Genomic DNA, 16,198 nt, shown 5'->3' with positions numbered 1-16,198 from the left:
CGGGGACCGCCGTCGACCCAGGAAGTGCCATGAACACAGGACATTGTTGTTCCTCCGGCGTGGACTACGCCTCGATGCCCGGCTGTCCCGCGTGCGACTGGACGGGTGAATCGCTGGATTTACCCGCGCTCGCACGGCATTTCGAGAACGGCGTGCACTCGGCCCTCGTCACCGACACCGCACCGGCGGCGTGGCTGTCCGACGCGCTGGGCTTCGGCGGCCGGGTGGCCACCAACTTCCCGGCCAGCGCGCGAATCCTGCACCCCGCCACCGACGTCACCACCGGCGAGGCGGTCTCCTGGGCATCGGCCGCGCGGGCGTTCGACCGGATCTGCCCCGACCGGCTGGACTGGATCCTCGAACTCGCCGACTCCGACGACTGGAGCGCGCCCGCGCAGGGCAGCCTCGACCGACCGCAACTCGATGTCGTCATCGACATTCTCGCCCGCCACACCGGCACCCCCGGGCTGTGCTATTTCGGGGTGTGGGAGGGCTGGCAGTGGTTCGACACCGTCGGCCGGTCGGCCGGACGCGACGGCGCGATCGGCCTGATGCAGGTCCTCAATCCCGAGGACGTGCTGCGCGAGACCCGGCGGCAGGCCTGCTTCGAACTGTTCGATCTGCGCTATCTGCTGCTGCGCGGCCCGATCGGCGACGCGGGTCGCATCGGCGGCCAGATCACCCCGCGCACGCTGGTCATGCAATCGCCCAATCTGCTCTGGCCCGCCGACCGGTCCTGGCTCCTGTGCACCGGTATCGACGACTACGAGACCTATGTGAGCGGATCGGCCGAACTGGTCGCCGAACTCGCCGCGAGCTCGCTGCTCGAGGTGGAGCGGGTCAGCGCCGACCGGATCGAGATCGGCGCCTAGGCAGCGGCACGGTCCACCGCGCCCGGACACCCCTATTACACCGGAACCCTGGTGATCACGGCGGTGCCGGGCGCATGGTCGAGAGGTACGGCCGGTGCGATCCGAGGGAGATGGTGTGCGATGTCGACCGAGCTGATGCGAATGCTGCACATGATGGTCGTGGCGCTGCAGGGCTGCGGAATCCTCGGCCCGAACCTCACCAGCCGGACGTGACCCCGACCTGCCCGGAACCCCGGTTTACGCGATACTGAGGCGGTGTCGGATCCCGTTGCGGCCGGTCCGGGCATCGCCCCGGTGGTCGGTAGTTTCCGGTTCGCCTTCGCCACCGGTCGGTGGGAGTGGTCGGCGGAGGTCTACCGCATGCACGGCTATCGGCCCGGGGAGGTGGCCCCCACCACCGAACTGCTGCTGGCGCACAAACATCCGGACGACCGCGACCAGGTGGCCGAGGTGATCGCCCGCTGCGTCGAGCGCGGCGAGCCGTTCTCGAGTCGGCACCGGTTCCTCGATACCGCCGGTGGCGAGCACACCGTGATGGTGGTCGCCGATCGGATCCTCGACGAAAACGGCGTCGCGGTGGGCACTTCCGGCTTCTACATCGAGATCGGCGGTCCGCTCGCCGAGGCGGAGCGAGCCGCGCTCGATGCCGCGCTGCCGGATCCGGTGGAGGCGCGCGCGGTGTTCGAACAGGCCAAGGGCGTGCTCATGCGGATGTACGGCATCAGCGCCGAGCAGGCGTGCAAGGTGTTGCTGTGGCGTGCGCGCACGACCGGGCTCCCGCCGCGAGAGCTGGCCGAGCAGCTGCTCGCCGAGCTGCCGCTGGTGCCGCCGCCCCCGCCGGAGACCGTCGCCGCCTTCGACCACATTCTGCTGACCCTGCACGAACGAACCGGGGGTCGCTGAATCGCGCGTCGGCGCTTCAGCGCTCCGGCTCCGCGCGGCGCAGGCGGGCGGCCTCGGCATCGAGGGCGGCGGCGCGCAGGAAGGTTTCGGTGGCCTCGGTCGCGCGGGTGTGCCAGAACGTCACGCGCTCGGCGCAGTGGGCGATATGGGCCGCGGCGTCCTCGCGGGCCCCGTCGTCGGCGTCGGCAGCGAGGTGCCGGTGCTCCTGTTCGGCCTCGGTGAGGCGCAGTTCGGCCTCGAAGAGCCTGCGGCGGCAGTGATCCGGATCGACCACGCTCTCGCGCAGGTCGTCGGCCCGGCGTTCGAGGTCGTCGATGCGCTGGCGGTGCGGATCGGGCGGCTCGGCCGGTTCGGGTTGCGGAAGCGGCTGCGGGGCAAGGAAGTCGGCGAGCAGCGGATACGGGTCGGGCTCCTCGGCGCGCTGGCGGCGGGCGAGGGCCAGGCGGCGGTCCTCCTCCTCGCTCGCGCGCAGCAGCGCGATCTGCTCCTGTACATACTCCTCGGTGATCGGCAGGTGGATCAGCCGGGCGGTCATGGACACCAGCTCGCGGCCGTCCGGCTCGCGCAGGATGAGGGTCAGCACATCGATCGGGGTCGGTTCGGGGCGGCCCTCCATGCGGGCGTCGACCACGGCGTCGCGCGATTCCTCGAGCACCAGTGAGCAGGCCAGATCGAACAGCTCGCTGCCCATCTCGTACGGGTCGGTCGCGGCCTTACCGGTCCAGGGATGCTGATCGCTCCAGGCCAGTGTGCCGTATTCCACGATCCGGTTGTCGTGGCGCAGTTCCCAGGAGTAGCCGGCGTCGAAACCTTCTACGGGCACACGATGATTGTGGCATCGATCATGAGCCGATGACCGCGTTCATGATGGTGCCCGCACTCGTCGCCACGATCCCGCCGATCATGGCCCCGGCCACCATCCGCGGCGCCTGCGAACCGCCGCCGGTCCACTTGTCCCACGCGAATCGCCCGCCCGCGTAGGTGATGCCGAGAATGCCGGACAGCAGCACGAACCAGGTGAAGTAGCGCACGAGTCTCATCAACTTGTCCGCGGCGGGCGGGGTCTCGGGGGTCGGGTTGCCGATCTGAGCGAGGAGGGTGTCGTGCACGGCCGCGAGAAACATGATGAGGCTCTTTCGATGTCGTGTACAGCTCGATGGATCGGACATGAAAATGCTAGAGCCGGAGCATGTTTGGCCGCCAATTGTTCGTAATACCCGCTGCTGGGGCGGGGTTGGCGAGCTGTCGGCGGATCAGAGGATGACCTGGGTGGTCTCCAGGAAGGCGGTCTGGTTGATGGTGTCGGGGGAGGAGGTGTCCGCGGCCGGAATCGGCGGGGCCGGGTCGGGTGGATCGGGGGTGAGGACGTCGGCGGGCGCGGGGGCGGCAGCGTCGGTGGGGAAGGTCACCGGATCCTCGCTCGGCGCCGGGGCGGCCGGGAGGGACTCGAGTTCGGCGCGCAGCTCGGCGACCTCGGCGGCCAGGGTGGTGCGTAGCTGTTCGCGTTCGAGCAGGCTCGCGCGTAGGTTCTCGATGGTTTCGTCCATGGCGGCCAGGCGGCGGTCGGCGCCCGCGAGCCGCCAGGCCAGCACCGCGCGGCGATCGACATGGGTGCTGGCGTTCTCGACCCAGCTGACGACGTATTCGATCCAGTCCGGCTGTTTGGGCATCCGGTCGGTATCGGTCCAGCCCTGGCGCAGGCTGGGTTTGGCCGAGAGCACTCGCTCGGTGTCCGGATCGGTGAGCTGGACCAGGCTCAGCTTGCCCGCACTGGTCACCACCGCCGTGATTCGGTACTGCCCGGCCAGGTGCATGCGCAATTCGGCCGTGCCGCGGCCGTCGGCGTCCATCACGCCCAGCCACGGCCCGTAGGCGGCGTCGATGATCGCCTCGAGCACCCCGAGCTGCCCGACCCCGCGCCGCAGCCGGGTGGCACGCTTGCGCAGGTCATCGGGCGTGGCGGTCATCTGGTCCCAGTGCATCGCACCCGCTTTCTCCGCAATATGGACATAACGATCGCTACGAATCTATCGGCACGATCGCGTCGGTCGTGGTAGAGGCGGCGGCGCGGCGCCGGGCTCAGCGCAGGCGATCGGTGGGCGCCTGGCCGCGCCTGCGGCGGCGCAGGCCGAAGCCCAGCGGCGACAGCAGCCCGCGCCGGGTCGGCTCGGTGGCGGGGACCGCGAGCGGGTCGCGGTAGCAGGCGCAGTGGGCGATCCGACCGGCGCGCAGGCGCAGCGCGAAAACATAGCCCTCGTCGCGAATCGCGCCCGTGGAGCGCACGATGAACTCGCCGCGGGCGAAGACCAGCCAGGTGTCCGGATCCAGCAGCGGCTCGGCCGCGGCCAGCCCGGTGACGCGCAGGTCGTAGTCCGACAATCGCGCCACCGCGGCGCGTAGCTCGTCGTGACCCACCAGCCGGGTGGGCAGTTCGGGCGGCATGGCGTGCAGTTCGACCACGGCGTCCTCGGTGAGCAGCGGCAGGTACTTCTCCAGTACCTCCGAGGCCGGTTCGGTGCCGGTCGGGTCGGCGACGGGGAGGACCGGTCCGCCACGGGTGCCGCGCTCGTCCACAGACCTCGGTGTATTCATGATCGCTCCTCCGCTGCCGCCGATACCGCCCTGACCACCTCGTTACCCGTGCTTTACGTCCACAGTAGATCGATTGACCCGCGGGCCGCCCGTGTGATCTTCTGCAATCCATGGGGAGGTTCCGAATTCGTCTCGAATGGGGTCGGGAGGGCCTGGAGGCGCTCGCGCCGTACTGCGGGGCGGTGATCATCGTCGACGTTTTGTCGTTCTCGACCTCGGTGGATATCGCGGTCGGGCGCGGCGGTCGGGTGCTGCCGCTGCCGCTGCGCCGGACCGATCCGGAGGCCGCGCGCGCCGCCGCGCGGTCGGGGGCGGTGCTCGCGGCGGCCAAGGGCGAGGGCGGATGGTCGCTGAGTCCGTCCTCGCTGCGCGATCTGCCCGCGGGGACACTGCTGGCGCTGCCCTCGCCCAACGGTGCGACGCTGTCGGCGCGGGCGGCCGACCTCGGGGCGGCGGTTCTCGCCGGATCGCTGCGCAATGCGACGGCGGTGGCGAAGGCCGCGGCCGAGGCGGCGGGGGAGCGCCCGATCGGGGTGATCCCCGCGGGCGAGCGGTGGGGGATCACCGAGGGGCCGATGCGGCCGGGTATCGAGGACTACCTGGGCGCCGGGGCGATCGCGGCGGCGCTGTCGGATCGATACGACGACGTCTCGCCCGAAACCCGGCTGGCCGCCTTGGCATTTCGGGCCGCTCGCGCGCAGGTGCCCGCCCTGCTCGAGCAGGCGGTGTCGGGGCGGGAGCTGATCGATAGCGGTCTGGGCGCCGATGTCGCGCTGGCCGCGCAGGTGGACGTCAGCGCGGCGGCGCCGCGCCTGGCCGACGGAATCTACGCGGCGTAACCGCCGAACAGCTGCCGCGCGAATCGCAGTGATTGCTCGACGGTGGCCAATCCCCTGGGCAGCATGACGGCCTCGTAGGCGGCGACCGCGTCCACCAGGGATTCGTGGTCGCCGCAGAGCAACTGCTCGGCCAGGGTTGCCGCATCGCGCAGGGCGGTGTTCGCCCCGACACCGCCGGTCGGCGGCATGGTGTGGATGGCGTCGCCGAGCAGGGTGACCGGGCCGGTGCGCCACGGGTCGACGCGCTCGGCGTAGCGAAGGGTGATCGGGAAGAACGATTCGGCGTCGGCGCGGGCGAACAGTTCGCGCAGCGCCGGATGCCAGTCCGCGGTGGCAGCGACGGTCAACCGCCACAGGTGATCCGGCGACATCGCGAACAACCGCTCATCGGGCACACCCAGTCGTTCGGCGGGTGCGGCCAGGGTGGTCATCAGATAGTCCGACGCGCCCTCGGTGTGACGGCGGAAACGCACGGGAGCGAAGCCCGCGCCCAGGCCGGATTCGTCCGCGGCCCAGCAGAAGCCGCGATGGAAATCCTCGGGCAGCAGTGCGGCGGTGGCCTCGGTGAGCGTCATCCGGCCGTAGACGCATCGGATGCCGAGGTCGCGCACCTGCGCGTGCGGCAGCAGTCGGCGGCGCACCGCCGAGCCGACGCCGTCCGCGCCGATCAGCAGATCGCCCTCGTCGGCGCCGCCCTCGGCGAATTCCACGCGCACCCGGCCGGATTCGGTGATCCGGTGGTCGGCCACCGTCCGGCCGAAGCGCACCACCTCGTCGAGACCGGTGAGCAGACCCTGGCGGAAGGCGTTGCGGTCCACATGGGTGATCTCGCTCGCCGGGATGTCCGGGAAGGTCTGCACCATGACCCGCTCCAGGCGATGGGTGTAGCTGGCCACCAGATCCCCACCCGCCCCGCCGGTTTCGCGGACCCGGTCGAGGACCGCCGGTGGCAGGCAGGCCCGTAGCGCGGCATTGCCGTCGGCGTCGATGTGAATGCGGTAGCCCTGGTTGCGGATTCGCGGATCGGGATCCCGCTCGTAGACGGCGACGTCGAGACCGCCGTGGTGCAGGGCCTGGGCGAGCGCGAGCCCGCCGACCCCGCCACCCGCGATGAGGATTCTGGGTTGGGTCGACATGTGCGTGTCCTTCTCGGGGGGTACGAGCGCTGCTCGTACAGCGCCCACCCATCGTCAATCGCGCAGAGGAATTTGTCAAACAAACGTTTGATTAACTCACTCGAACGGTTGTAACTGCTGGGTGAGGTTATGATCACGCTGTGCCGACGTCGAAACCCCGCAGGTCACCCAAGCCGCAGGAGCGCCAGCGCGATCCCGAGCGCACCCGTCGCCTGATCCTCGAGGCGGCGGCTGCCGAATTCGGCGCGCACGGCTACGCGGGTGCTCGGATCAGCGCGATCGCCGCCCGCGCGGGTGTCAATCAGCAGCTGATCTCGTACTACTTCGACGGCAAAGAGGGCCTGTACCAAGCGATGTCGGGCCTGTGGCAGGAGCGCCAGCGCGAGCTGGTCCCGCCCGGGACGCCGCTGCCCGAACAGCTGCGCCGCTATGCGCTGGAGGGCCTGCACAACCCGGCGGGTGCGCGACTGCTGGCCTGGGCGGGGCTGCAATACACCGGCCCGCGCGGCGCTCCGGACGCGGCCACGCACAACGAGGGCATCGCCGCGGGTGTGCAGCGGTTGCGGGAGCTGCAGGCCGAGGGGCGACTGCCCGCGGCGGTGGATCCGGCGTGCCTATTGATCATGCTGATGGCCGCGGCCATGGCGCCCACCACCCTGCCGCATGTCATCGAGGGCGTCTGCGGTGTGGATCCGACGTCCCCCGAATTCGTGGAGCATTTCGCCGATCAGGTCGCGTTGATCGGGGAGATGCTCGGTTTGGGGTGATCGGCTCGGCGGATGTGCCGCACGACAGGTGCCGAGGTCACCGGCCCTGCGTGGCCCCCAGCCGCGGAGCTGTTCGCGGTCACCTTCCCCTGCGCCGCACGGGCCGCTGGATCGACTGCGCCGCGGTGCCTTTCGCAGGCGCTGGCGCGGGGTGCGAGGTGCTGGACGACGTGCCGATCCGAGGCGGGTCAGCCGCGCCGGGCGATGAGGTCGCGCGCGCGGTCCACCATGGTGGCGAACGGGCCGGTCAGCAGGTTGGCGGTGGCGGATTCGACGCCCGGGTGCGGGCGCGTCGGGGCCACCGACTCGGCCAGTTCCACCAGGCGGCGCATGCGGCGCAGCTCCTCGGGAGCCAATCCGTCGCGCAGGGCCGCGAACTCCTCGCGCTCCTCGCGGTCGGCGTGGGCGAGGACGTCGCGCTCGAGCTGGGCGAGTTTGGCCTCGAATTCGGCCGATCCCACGTCGAGTGATTCCAGTTCCGCCAGTTGATGTTTCGCCTTGTTCTCCTCCGCCAGGCGGGCGCGGACCACCGTATCGCCCGCGTCGAGCGTGCGGCGGGCGCGCGGGTGCACGATCTCCTCCTCGGCCGTCTCGTGCACGGCGAGCAGGCGGCGCAGTTCGAAGAATTTGCGCTCGCGCTCGCCGGTGTCGGCGGCCTGGGCGGTCTCGGTGAACAGGGTGCGGAGCCGACGGTGCTGTCGGCACAGTAGTTCGACCGCATCCGCCTCCTCGGTGGAGTCGCTCAGCGCGCTCGGGGTGCTGCGCTCCGCCGAGCCGCCGCTGGGACGGCTCGCACGGTGACTGTGCCTGCCGCCCTTGGCCTTCGCCTCGATCGGTTGCGCCTTCGCACCTTTGCGGCCCGCTGCCCGCGGATCGGCGGAATTGGCGCCGCCGAAGCTGCCACTGCTGGCCAAACCGCCCTTGCGGGCCTGCTCCACGGTGTCCGCACGGTTGCCGAACTGCCCAGGATTCTTCCGATCAGCCATCTGGGGCCTCTCTCCTTCGTCGATGGTCGACAACTCGGCAGTAAATCGCCGGTACCCCGGCTCTACCCGCAGGCAGACGCGCTAATCGTGGACGGTTGTTCCGGCGCGAGACGGGTATGCCAGCGACATGATCACTCGACGACACCTGCGGCACTGCGCGGCCGCTGCGGTTCTGGTCTCCCTGTTCGCGACCGGCTGCGAACAGGCCAAGGAGGCGGTCAACAAGGGCGGCGACACGCCGTGCAGCGAATTCGTCAAACAGGACAACGACAAGCAGCACGTGACGGTCCGCAAATATCTGGAGCAGGACAACAAGAGCAATGCCCCGGACGATCAAACCGTCAGCCGCTCGGTCACGGCGATCCAGCTCATGTGCAAGGCCCAGGCCAATCCGGAGACGCCGATTCGGAACGCGGATTTGACGGGGATTCTGGTTCCCAAGTGACGGGGTCCCGGTGTCGGGCGCTGGGCGCCCGACACCGGGAAATCGAGGGGCTTGGGCGCATGGGGGAAAGAAGATGCCGATGCCGGTGGAGGGGAGCCGCGGGGGCCCGGGGAGAGGGCGCGAGGGGCGGGGGAGACGGGTCGTGGAGGGAGAGGGATGCGGACACCAGGGGAGGGAAGCCGTGAGCGCGTGGAGGGTGGTCGTGAGCGCCCGGGAGGGAAGCCACCAGCGCGCGGAAACAAAGCCGCGACGCCTGGGAAGTAGGCCGCGACGCCTGGGGAAGAAGGCGAATGGCCCCAAGGCCGGGGAGGGGAGAGCGCGGTGCTGGCGCCGAAGAGGGTGCCCGGGCCGCGCGGGTGGCGGCCCGGGCGGAGGGTGGTGCTAGACGCCCGGGCGCGGGACGTCGCCGCGCCAGCCGCCGGTTTCGTGGCCCTTGGACTCGATGAAGTCCTTGAAGCGGTTCAGGTCGCCCTTCACTCGGCGGTCGAGCACGCCCAGTTTGTCGGCGACGTTTTCGATGAAACCCTCGGGGTCCACGTCCATCTGGGTGATGACGCGGGTGGTGTTGTCGTCGATGCGGTGGAAGGTGACGACGCCCGCGTGTTCGGGGCCGCGGTCGGAGCGCCAGGCGACGCGTTCGTCGGGGTGCTGTTCGGTGATGGTGGCATCGAATTCGCGTTCCACCGGGCCGATCTTGACCTTCCAATGGGTGTGGGTGTCGTCGAGCTGGTCGACGCGCTCCACGCCCTCCATGAATTCCGGGAACGATTCGAATTGCGTCCACTGGTTGTATGCGGTGCGAATGGGGACATTCACCTCGGTCGATGCGGTCACGGTGCTCATCGACAGACCTCGCTTTCTCCGGCGTCGGCCGGATGTCGTCGTGATTCCGGCACAGTCAGCGGCTACCCGGGTCACTGCGGAACAAACAGCGGCAGCCGCACCTCGAAACGCGCCCCCCGTCCATGATTCCCGGCCCGGATCGCGCCGCCGTGTGCCTGCGCCAGACCGGCCGCGATCGCCAGGCCCATCCCGCTGCCGCTGCCCAGCTCGGCGGCGGTCGGGGTGCGAGCGCTGCTGCCGCGATAGCCCGCCTCGAAGATCCGCGGCAGATCCGCCGCCGCGATGCCGGGACCGGTGTCGTCGACCCGCACCCACGCCTCGCGCCCCTCGATCCCGACGCCGAGATCGATGCGGCCGCCGGACGGGGTATGGGCCAGGGCATTGGCGATCAGATTGGTCAGCACCCGGCTCAACGCCCGGTCGCTGCCCGCCACCGGTACACGGTGCTCGGGTTGGGTTGCGGCGAGGGCGATCTCGGCGCGGGCGGCCGTCGGGGCGTTGGTGGCGATCGCCTCGTCGACGACCTCGCGCAGATCCAGCGGTTCCAGCGCCAGCCGCAGCGCCCCGGCGTTGATCTTCGACATCTCGAACAGATCCTCGACCATCGCCGCCAGCCGGTGAGTATCGCGTACGATCTGATTCCCGTAGCGCTCGACGTCGCCGGGCTGATCGACGACCCCGTCGGCGAGCGCCTCGCCCATGGCGCGGATGCCCGCCAACGGGGTGCGCAGATCGTGGCTGACCCAGGCGATCAGCTCGCGGCGGGAGCGTTCGGCCGCGCGCTCCTGCTCGAGCATCTCCTTCTCCCACACCATGGTTCGGGCCTGGGCGCGGCCGAGCAGCACGGCCGCGGGGACGGTCACCGCGGTCACCACACCGAGTACGATCGCGGTGCGTTCGAGCTCGTCGGTGAACATCAGCCCGCTGACCCCGATCACGCCGGTGAGGGTGGCCAAGGTCGGGATCAACACCAGCACGGCCGTACTCGTGGTGAGCGAGCGGTTGCGGGTCCAGCGCAGCAGCAGCGCGCCAACCACGACGACCGGCAGCGACCCGGCCAGGGCGTAGGCGATCAGGCCGAGCGTCTCAGCGGGCATCGCCGGAATCGCCTCTGCCCCAGGCATATCCGCGCCCCCAGGCGGTGTCGATGCGGTGCGCGTCGCCGAGTTTGGCGCGCAGGCGCTTGATGTGGACGGTGACGGTGGACAGGTCCCCGAAGCTCCATCCCCACACCTGGGCCAGCAGCTCCTCGCGGCTGAACACCCGATGCGGATGCGCCAGCAGGAAGGCCAGCAGGTCGAATTCGCGGGCGGTGAGATCCACCGGCCGACCGGCGACGCGGACGGTGCGCGCGGCGCGGCGCAGTTCGACATCGCCCCCGCGCAGCACCTCATCCGCGGCGGGCGCGGGATTGGCGCGGCGCAGCACCGAGGCCACCCGCAGCGCGAGCTCGCGCGGGCTGAACGGCTTGGTGACGTAGTCGTCGGCGCCAGCCCGCAGGCCGACGATGCGATCGTCCTCCTCGCCGAGCGCGGTGAGCAGGATGATCGGGGTCTCCGGGCGCGGGCCCGAGCGGACGGCTCGGCACAGCTCGATACCGTCCGGCGGCGGCATCATCACATCGAGGATCGCCAGATCGATGTCGTTGTGCGCCAACACCTCCGCCGTCGTCGGACCGTCGGCGGTCTCCACGACGGTCAGCCCGTCGCGCTCGAGATAGCGCCGCACCACCTCCCGGACCACCGGATCGTCGTCGGCCACCAGAATGCGCATCATGTCACCAGTTCGTCAGGACCAGATGGTTCACCAGCAGTGCGGTGGCGGCCTGCGCCGCCAACCACAGCCGGGTGCCGCGGGCGGGCAGCAGCGCGGCGGCCGCGAGCACCCACATATCGAACGGTAGCCAAATCCGTTCGGTCTCGGCCTTGCTCAGCCCGCTGAGGTCGGCCATCAGGATCGCCGCGAGCCCGGCCGCGGCGAGCAGCGCGACCGGCTCCGCGCTGGCCAGATGCGGACGCCAAAGGCTCTGCGGGGTGGCGAGTTTCACCGAGAAGGTCCGGGTCAGTTCGGGCCTGACCCGGTGCAGCGCGGCCGCGGTCGCGGGGCCCAGCGCGCAGGCGGTCGCGGCGAGATTGGCCCACACCCAGTACGAGTTGGGGCGCTCGGCGGCCGTGGCCTGGTAGTAGCGCTGCACCGCCAGGGGATGGCCGGTGTACCACCAGAAGCCCGCGGCGACGAACACGGCGACGATCGAGCCCAGGCCGACGGCGGCGACGAGGACCGGGCGAAAGGTGTACGCGGCGGGCCGGGCGGCGGCGAGGCCGATGGTCACCACCGCGGCCGCCGGAATCGCCATCAGCACCAGCCCGTAGCCGAGGTGGAGGCCCACCCCGAACAGCAGTCCGGCGCACAGCGCGCAGAGCAGCCGATCGCCGTGGCCGCGCAGGGCCAGCGCCAGCAGGGCGACCGCCCATGCCGTGACCCCGGCGAACAGGGCATCGGCGGAGACCGCGAGCCAGACGGCGGCCGGTGCCAGGGCGAGGAAAGGCGTTGCGGCGCGGGCCCTTTGCTCCGAGCCGAGCGCGCGCAGCGTGACCGCCACCGCGACCGCCGCGCTGCAACCGGCCAGCGTGCACAGCCACGCCGCCCACGCGCCCCCGCCCAGTCCGATCCGGTCGAGCAGGACGAAGGTCAGCAGCGCGCCGGGCGGGTGGCCCGCGACGGGTGCGGGCCAGGAATTCGGTTGGAAATCCAGGATGCGGCCGGAGAATTCGCGCAGCATGGGTCCGATGCCGGTGATGCCGCCGACCTCGGGCAGGTACGCGTCGCCGGTGCTGAGCCGCCCCGCGAAACCGCGCTGCCAGCCGTCGACCATGGCCAGCGCGAAGGCCCAGCACACCGCGGTGAACCAGGTGAGCGCCAGCAGCGCCCGCCACGGCAGCCGGTGCGCCAGACTCGGACCGTAGGCGATGACCAGACCCGCGATCGCGATGGCGGGCACCGTGCCCCATCCGGCATGCGGCAGCCCCGCGCCGATCAACGGGGCAGCGCCCGCGGACAGGCGTCCGTCCCACTGTTCGCCGAGGATTCGCGGCACCGCCATCGCGATGGCCACCAGGGCCACCGCGACCCCGGCGCAGACCAGGTCCGCCCGGCTCGCCGTGCCGTGCCGCGCGGCGGGGAGGGTGAGGTTCGGCACGGGATACACCCTAGGGCGGTCGGCGGCCGAAACCCGGCAGGCTGGGCATCGGTCCAGCTCTGGTCAGACTTTCGTCACCGTTTTCCGCGGTGCGATCGTGCGGGAGACTTCGGTCACGCGCCCGATCGCGCCCGCATCCCGCCGATCGGCACGGAATAGACTCGGTGGTTAACTAATAGCAATCATGTATCGGTGAGCAGCCAAGGGGTCGCCATGAGTAGTCGGGAGTTGGTCCGGCCCTGGTGGAACCAGGGCGGTCACTACCGCTGGTTGGTGCACACCATCGCGTCCCGCTCGGCGCTGATGTGGATGAAGGTCGTGGTCGGCTCGGGCGGTATGGCCGCGGCCGTGGGCCTGTTCCTGAGCGCGTTCTCGGCGCAGCATGCCGCCGACCGCAAGGTAGTGCTCGTCTTCGCGGCCATCGCCACGCTGTGGGCACTGCGCTGGTGGTTTCTGCCGGTGCCGGTCGCGGTGGGCTCGATTCTGCTGCTCGGCGGGGCGGATGTGTTCTTGACGGTGGTGTGCGTGCGCTCGGAGAGCTATCTGTGCCGCTTCGCCGGGCTCGTGCTGCTGATCGCCGTCGGCGTTTACTTCACCTTCTTCCACAGCCCGAAAGTGCTTGCCGCACATGCGGTCTGGGCGGTGGCCTCGGCGATGGTGCTGCTGTGGCCGAAGCTGTCCGGCGCCGAGGCCATCCCGGCGCTCGCGGTGATCCTCGCGATGTCGATCGTCTGCCTGGTGCTGCTCCCCGGCCTGCAATTCGGCTGCTGGCTGTTGTGGACCGACATCCTCAGCGATCCCCTGACGCGGGTGTCGAGCAGGCGCGGACTGGAGTTCTATGCGCGCCATCTCCTCTACGGCGGTGCGAACGCCTGCGTGCTGGTGATCGACCTCGACCGGTTCAAGGCGATCAACGACACCTTCGGCCATCACTTGGGCGACGAGGTTCTTCGTAATACCGCGGCCCGGCTGCGCGCCGCCGCGCCGAGCGAGGCGATCGTCGCTCGCATCGGCGGTGAGGAGTTCGCGGTGCTTGCCCTGCTGCCGCCGGACCGCGCCCGGGTCGCCGCCGAGCGGCTGCGCCGGGCAGTCGCCGAGGCGGCCGATCCGGTCGCTGTCACGGCCAGCGTCGGAATGGCCTGCCTGGCCCCGGATCGTCCCCGTCGCGGCGGTTGCGGCCCGACGCTCGCCGAGTTGATGCATCGGGCCGACGCGGCCATGTACCGCGCGAAGCAGCAGGGCGGCAACGCGGTGGCCGTGGACGAGTCCGGCAATCCGCCGGCAATGGTTTGCTCGCCGGACAGCGGGTATAGCGATCGAGACGAACGCGCCGGAACGACCGGCGCCCGCGGATAGGAGGACGACATGCTCGGACTGGGCATCATCGGTTGGATCGTGGTCGGCGGCCTGGCGGGCTGGATCGCCAGCAAGATCATGGGCACGGATGCGCAGCAGGGTGTGCTGCTCAATATCGTCGTGGGCATTGTCGGCGGGTTGCTCGGCGGGTTCCTGCTGCGGCTGTTCGGAGTGGACGTGGCCGGCGGCGGACTGGTTTTCAGCTTCCTGACCTGTCTGGCCGGTGCGGTGATTCTGCTGTTCCTGGTCGGGTTGGCGACCGGGCGGCGATCGGCGCACTGACGCGGGGAGGGCCGACGATCACGATCGTCGGCCTTTTTCGTATCCAAAAAGTGCCATTGACAAATGGCACATAAGCAATTGATGCTGTGATGCATGGCAAGTACATGGTCAACGGCGACCGGCACCCCGGCTGCGGTTCCCGCCGCGGCCGCCCGGCGCACCCGGCTCGCGGCCTCGGCCTCGGTGCTGGGACTGCGGCAGGTGCATGCGGTGTTGCCGCCCAATCGAATCGGGATCGGCATCGGCCGCGCGCTCATCGCGAGTGTCATGGCGACCTTCGGCCCGGTACCGCCCGGCACCCGGGTCACCCCGGTCCGCGCGGGCGGCGTGCGGGGTGAATGGGTGCGGGCGGCCGGGGTCGCGCACGGTACGCGGGCGATCTACTTCATTCACGGCAGCGGCTATGTGGTGTGCTCCGCGCGCACCCATCGCGGGCTGGCCGCGCGGCTGTCGCGGCTGACCGGGCTGCCGGTATTCGTCGTGGACTATCGCCTGGCGCCCGAACATCGCTTCCCGGCCGCGGCCCAGGACGTCGAGGCGGGTTATCGCTGGCTGCTCGCCCAGGGTCTGCGGGCGCACAATCTGGTGATCGGTGGCGATTCGGCGGGCGGGCATCTGGCGCTGGATCTGCTGCTCGAGAATCTGCGCACCGGAATCGAGCAGCCCGCCGGGGTGTTCGCGTTCTCCCCGCTGCTGGATGTGACGCTCGGGCTCGCCGAACGCCAGGACCGGCTGCGGCCCGATCCGATGGCCCCCGCGCGGGTCGGTCGTCGCCTGCTCGAGCTGTATACCGCTGGGCAGCCGCCGGATTCGCCGCGGCTGCGACTGGTGGTCCCGCCGGGTGCGCCGCTACCGCCGATGCTGGTGCAGGCCAGCGCCGGGGAGATGCTGTCCGAGGATGCCCGGGCCTGGCAGCGCATGGTGGTCGCCGCGGGCGGACAGTGCGACCTCGAGCTGTGGCCCGGCCGCATCCACGTCTTCCAGGCCCTGCCGCTGCTGGTGCCCGAGGCCGTCCCCGCGCTGCGCCGCACGGCGGCGTTCGTGAAAGACGCCCTGGCCCAGTCCGATACGTCCGTGCGGGCGAAGGTGAGCTGAGATGGGTATCTTCACCCCCGGACCCCGCCGCACCCACCACGCGAAGGCGATCGTAACCGGCGCGGGCAGCGGAATCGGCCGCGCCTTCGCCCTCGAATTGGCCGCGCGTGGTGGGGAAGTGCTGTGCGCCGATGTGGATACCGACCGCGCCGCGGAAACCGTGCGCCTGATCGAACGCCACCACGGCCGCACCGCGCACGCCTACTTCTGTGATGTCGCCAATCGCGACGATATGGAAAGCCTGGCGCTGCATGCCGAGCTGACCTTCGGCGGCCCGCCCACGCTGGTGATCAACAACGCGGGGGTCGGCATCGGCGGAAAGCCGGTGGGCGACATCGGCTTCGAGGACTGGCGGTGGGCGCTGGGCATCAATCTGTGGGGCGTGGTGCACGGCTGCGAGATCTTCGCGCCGCGGCTGCGTGCGGCGGGGCGCGGCGGCATCGTCAATGTCGCCTCCGCCGCGGGTTTCGCGGCCGCGCCCGGGATGGCGGTCTACAACGTGTCCAAGGCCGGGGTGATCTCGCTGTCGGAGACGTTGGCCGCGGAGCTGTCCGGCAGCGGCGTGGCCGTGACCGTGCTGTGCCCCACCTTCGTCAAGACCAATGTGGTGCGCGACGGCCGCATCACCGCGGGCTCGTCGCGGCTGGCCGCCGAGCTCATGCGCCGCACCGGCTTCTCGCCCGAACGCGTCGCGCGAAACGCGCTGGACGCCAACGACGACGGCCGCCTCTACGTGCTGCCGCAACTGGACGCCCGCGCGGTCTGGCTGCTCAAACGGCAGTTTCCGGCGCTGTACACCCACGCCCTCGGCGTGCTGAATCGAGTGCTGCCGCAGCCGGAGCCGGCCGCCGCGGCGGCCCCCGCAACGAAGACAGGAGTGTGA

Annotated in this window: 19 protein-coding genes; 9 read left to right on the top strand and 10 right to left on the bottom strand. The window is 70.6% G+C overall.

The genetic code is table 11. The features are described from left to right. The first annotated feature begins 29 nt into the window (after positions 1-29). Positions 30-872 carry a hypothetical protein gene (locus tag NDR87_RS02910; protein ID WP_251908915.1) on the top strand — a complete coding sequence of 281 codons (843 nt, stop codon included), beginning with the start codon at positions 30-32 and terminating at the stop codon, positions 870-872. A 255-nt stretch (positions 873-1,127) separates the two neighbouring features. Next, positions 1,128-1,775: a PAS and ANTAR domain-containing protein gene (locus tag NDR87_RS37630; RefSeq protein ID WP_251908916.1), complete on the top strand. Its 648-nt coding sequence runs from the start codon at positions 1,128-1,130 to the stop codon at positions 1,773-1,775. Positions 1,776-1,791: 16 nt separating this feature from the next. On the opposite strand, the gene NDR87_RS02900 is transcribed toward NDR87_RS37630, so the two are convergent. From NDR87_RS02900 to NDR87_RS02885, 4 genes are all read right to left on the bottom strand, one after another. Beyond that, positions 1,792-2,598, bottom strand: coding sequence for a hypothetical protein (locus NDR87_RS02900; protein WP_251908917.1), 807 nt, complete (start codon positions 2,596-2,598; stop codon positions 1,792-1,794). 19 nt (positions 2,599-2,617) lie between these two features. Next, the gene (locus tag NDR87_RS02895) at positions 2,618-2,899 is read right to left on the bottom strand and encodes a hypothetical protein (RefSeq protein ID WP_251908918.1); all 282 of its coding nucleotides are present in this window, start codon (positions 2,897-2,899) and stop codon (positions 2,618-2,620) included. Between the two features lie 129 nt (positions 2,900-3,028). Continuing rightward, on the bottom strand, positions 3,029-3,742 hold the full coding sequence (locus NDR87_RS02890; protein ID WP_251908919.1) for a hypothetical protein: 714 nt from the start codon (positions 3,740-3,742) through the stop codon (positions 3,029-3,031). A 112-nt stretch (positions 3,743-3,854) separates the two neighbouring features. Then, positions 3,855-4,367 carry a nuclear transport factor 2 family protein gene (locus NDR87_RS02885; RefSeq protein ID WP_251908920.1) on the bottom strand — a complete coding sequence of 171 codons (513 nt, stop codon included), beginning with the start codon at positions 4,365-4,367 and terminating at the stop codon, positions 3,855-3,857. A 110-nt stretch (positions 4,368-4,477) separates the two neighbouring features. On the opposite strand from NDR87_RS02885, the gene NDR87_RS02880 reads away from it, so the two are divergent. Next, entirely contained in the window at positions 4,478-5,206 is a 729-nt protein-coding gene (locus tag NDR87_RS02880; RefSeq protein WP_251908921.1) for a 2-phosphosulfolactate phosphatase, read from the top strand. On the opposite strand, the gene NDR87_RS02875 is transcribed toward NDR87_RS02880, so the two are convergent. After that, positions 5,194-6,342: an NAD(P)/FAD-dependent oxidoreductase gene (locus NDR87_RS02875; RefSeq protein ID WP_251908922.1), complete on the bottom strand. Its 1,149-nt coding sequence runs from the start codon at positions 6,340-6,342 to the stop codon at positions 5,194-5,196. The genes NDR87_RS02880 and NDR87_RS02875 overlap by 13 nt on opposite strands. Before the next feature lie 140 nt (positions 6,343-6,482). Between NDR87_RS02875 and NDR87_RS02870 the strand changes: the two genes are divergently transcribed. Further along, complete coding sequence (locus NDR87_RS02870; protein ID WP_251908923.1) at positions 6,483-7,109, top strand: TetR family transcriptional regulator; 627 nt, start codon at positions 6,483-6,485, stop codon at positions 7,107-7,109. Between the two features lie 188 nt (positions 7,110-7,297). Here NDR87_RS02870 and NDR87_RS02865 read toward each other — a convergent pair whose 3' ends face one another. Then, positions 7,298-7,855 carry a hemerythrin domain-containing protein gene (locus tag NDR87_RS02865; RefSeq protein ID WP_251909462.1) on the bottom strand — a complete coding sequence of 186 codons (558 nt, stop codon included), beginning with the start codon at positions 7,853-7,855 and terminating at the stop codon, positions 7,298-7,300. Positions 7,856-8,222: 367 nt separating this feature from the next. Here NDR87_RS02865 and NDR87_RS02855 point away from each other — a divergent pair, with 367 nt between their 5' ends. Then, the gene (locus NDR87_RS02855; protein WP_251908924.1) at positions 8,223-8,540 is read left to right on the top strand and encodes a hypothetical protein; all 318 of its coding nucleotides are present in this window, start codon (positions 8,223-8,225) and stop codon (positions 8,538-8,540) included. A 381-nt stretch (positions 8,541-8,921) separates the two neighbouring features. On the opposite strand, the gene NDR87_RS02850 is transcribed toward NDR87_RS02855, so the two are convergent. The 4 genes from NDR87_RS02850 to NDR87_RS02835 all read right to left on the bottom strand — a co-directional run bounded on the left by NDR87_RS02850 (position 8,922) and on the right by NDR87_RS02835 (position 12,582). Beyond that, positions 8,922-9,383, bottom strand: a complete 462-nt coding sequence (locus tag NDR87_RS02850) for an SRPBCC family protein (RefSeq protein ID WP_251908925.1) — start codon at positions 9,381-9,383, stop codon at positions 8,922-8,924. A gap of 71 nt (positions 9,384-9,454) precedes the next feature. Next, positions 9,455-10,480, bottom strand: a complete 1,026-nt coding sequence (locus NDR87_RS02845; RefSeq protein WP_251908926.1) for a sensor histidine kinase KdpD — start codon at positions 10,478-10,480, stop codon at positions 9,455-9,457. Further along, positions 10,470-11,159, bottom strand: a complete 690-nt coding sequence (locus NDR87_RS02840; RefSeq protein WP_251908927.1) for a response regulator transcription factor — start codon at positions 11,157-11,159, stop codon at positions 10,470-10,472. The genes NDR87_RS02845 and NDR87_RS02840 overlap by 11 nt, the downstream gene beginning before the upstream one ends. Before the next feature lies 1 nt (position 11,160). Then, entirely contained in the window at positions 11,161-12,582 is a 1,422-nt protein-coding gene (locus NDR87_RS02835; protein ID WP_251908928.1) for a hypothetical protein, read from the bottom strand. A 213-nt stretch (positions 12,583-12,795) separates the two neighbouring features. Between NDR87_RS02835 and NDR87_RS02830 the strand changes: the two genes are divergently transcribed. From NDR87_RS02830 to NDR87_RS02815, 4 genes are all read left to right on the top strand, one after another. Next, a complete protein-coding gene (locus NDR87_RS02830; protein WP_251908929.1) occupies positions 12,796-13,938 on the top strand; it encodes a GGDEF domain-containing protein in 1,143 nt (380 codons plus the stop codon). A gap of 9 nt (positions 13,939-13,947) precedes the next feature. Then, complete coding sequence (locus tag NDR87_RS02825) at positions 13,948-14,220, top strand: GlsB/YeaQ/YmgE family stress response membrane protein (RefSeq protein ID WP_251908930.1); 273 nt, start codon at positions 13,948-13,950, stop codon at positions 14,218-14,220. Between the two features lie 93 nt (positions 14,221-14,313). Continuing rightward, entirely contained in the window at positions 14,314-15,315 is a 1,002-nt protein-coding gene (locus tag NDR87_RS02820; RefSeq protein WP_251908931.1) for an alpha/beta hydrolase, read from the top strand. Between the two features lies 1 nt (position 15,316). After that, entirely contained in the window at positions 15,317-16,198 is an 882-nt protein-coding gene (locus tag NDR87_RS02815; protein WP_251908932.1) for an SDR family NAD(P)-dependent oxidoreductase, read from the top strand.

Origin of the sequence: Nocardia sp. CDC159, assembly GCF_023740735.1 — a bacterium.
Lineage (GTDB): Bacteria > Actinomycetota > Actinomycetes > Mycobacteriales > Mycobacteriaceae > Nocardia > Nocardia pulmonis.
The sequence above is the reverse complement of the archived record's forward strand: the minus strand, read 5'-3'. Positions and strand labels throughout refer to the sequence as shown.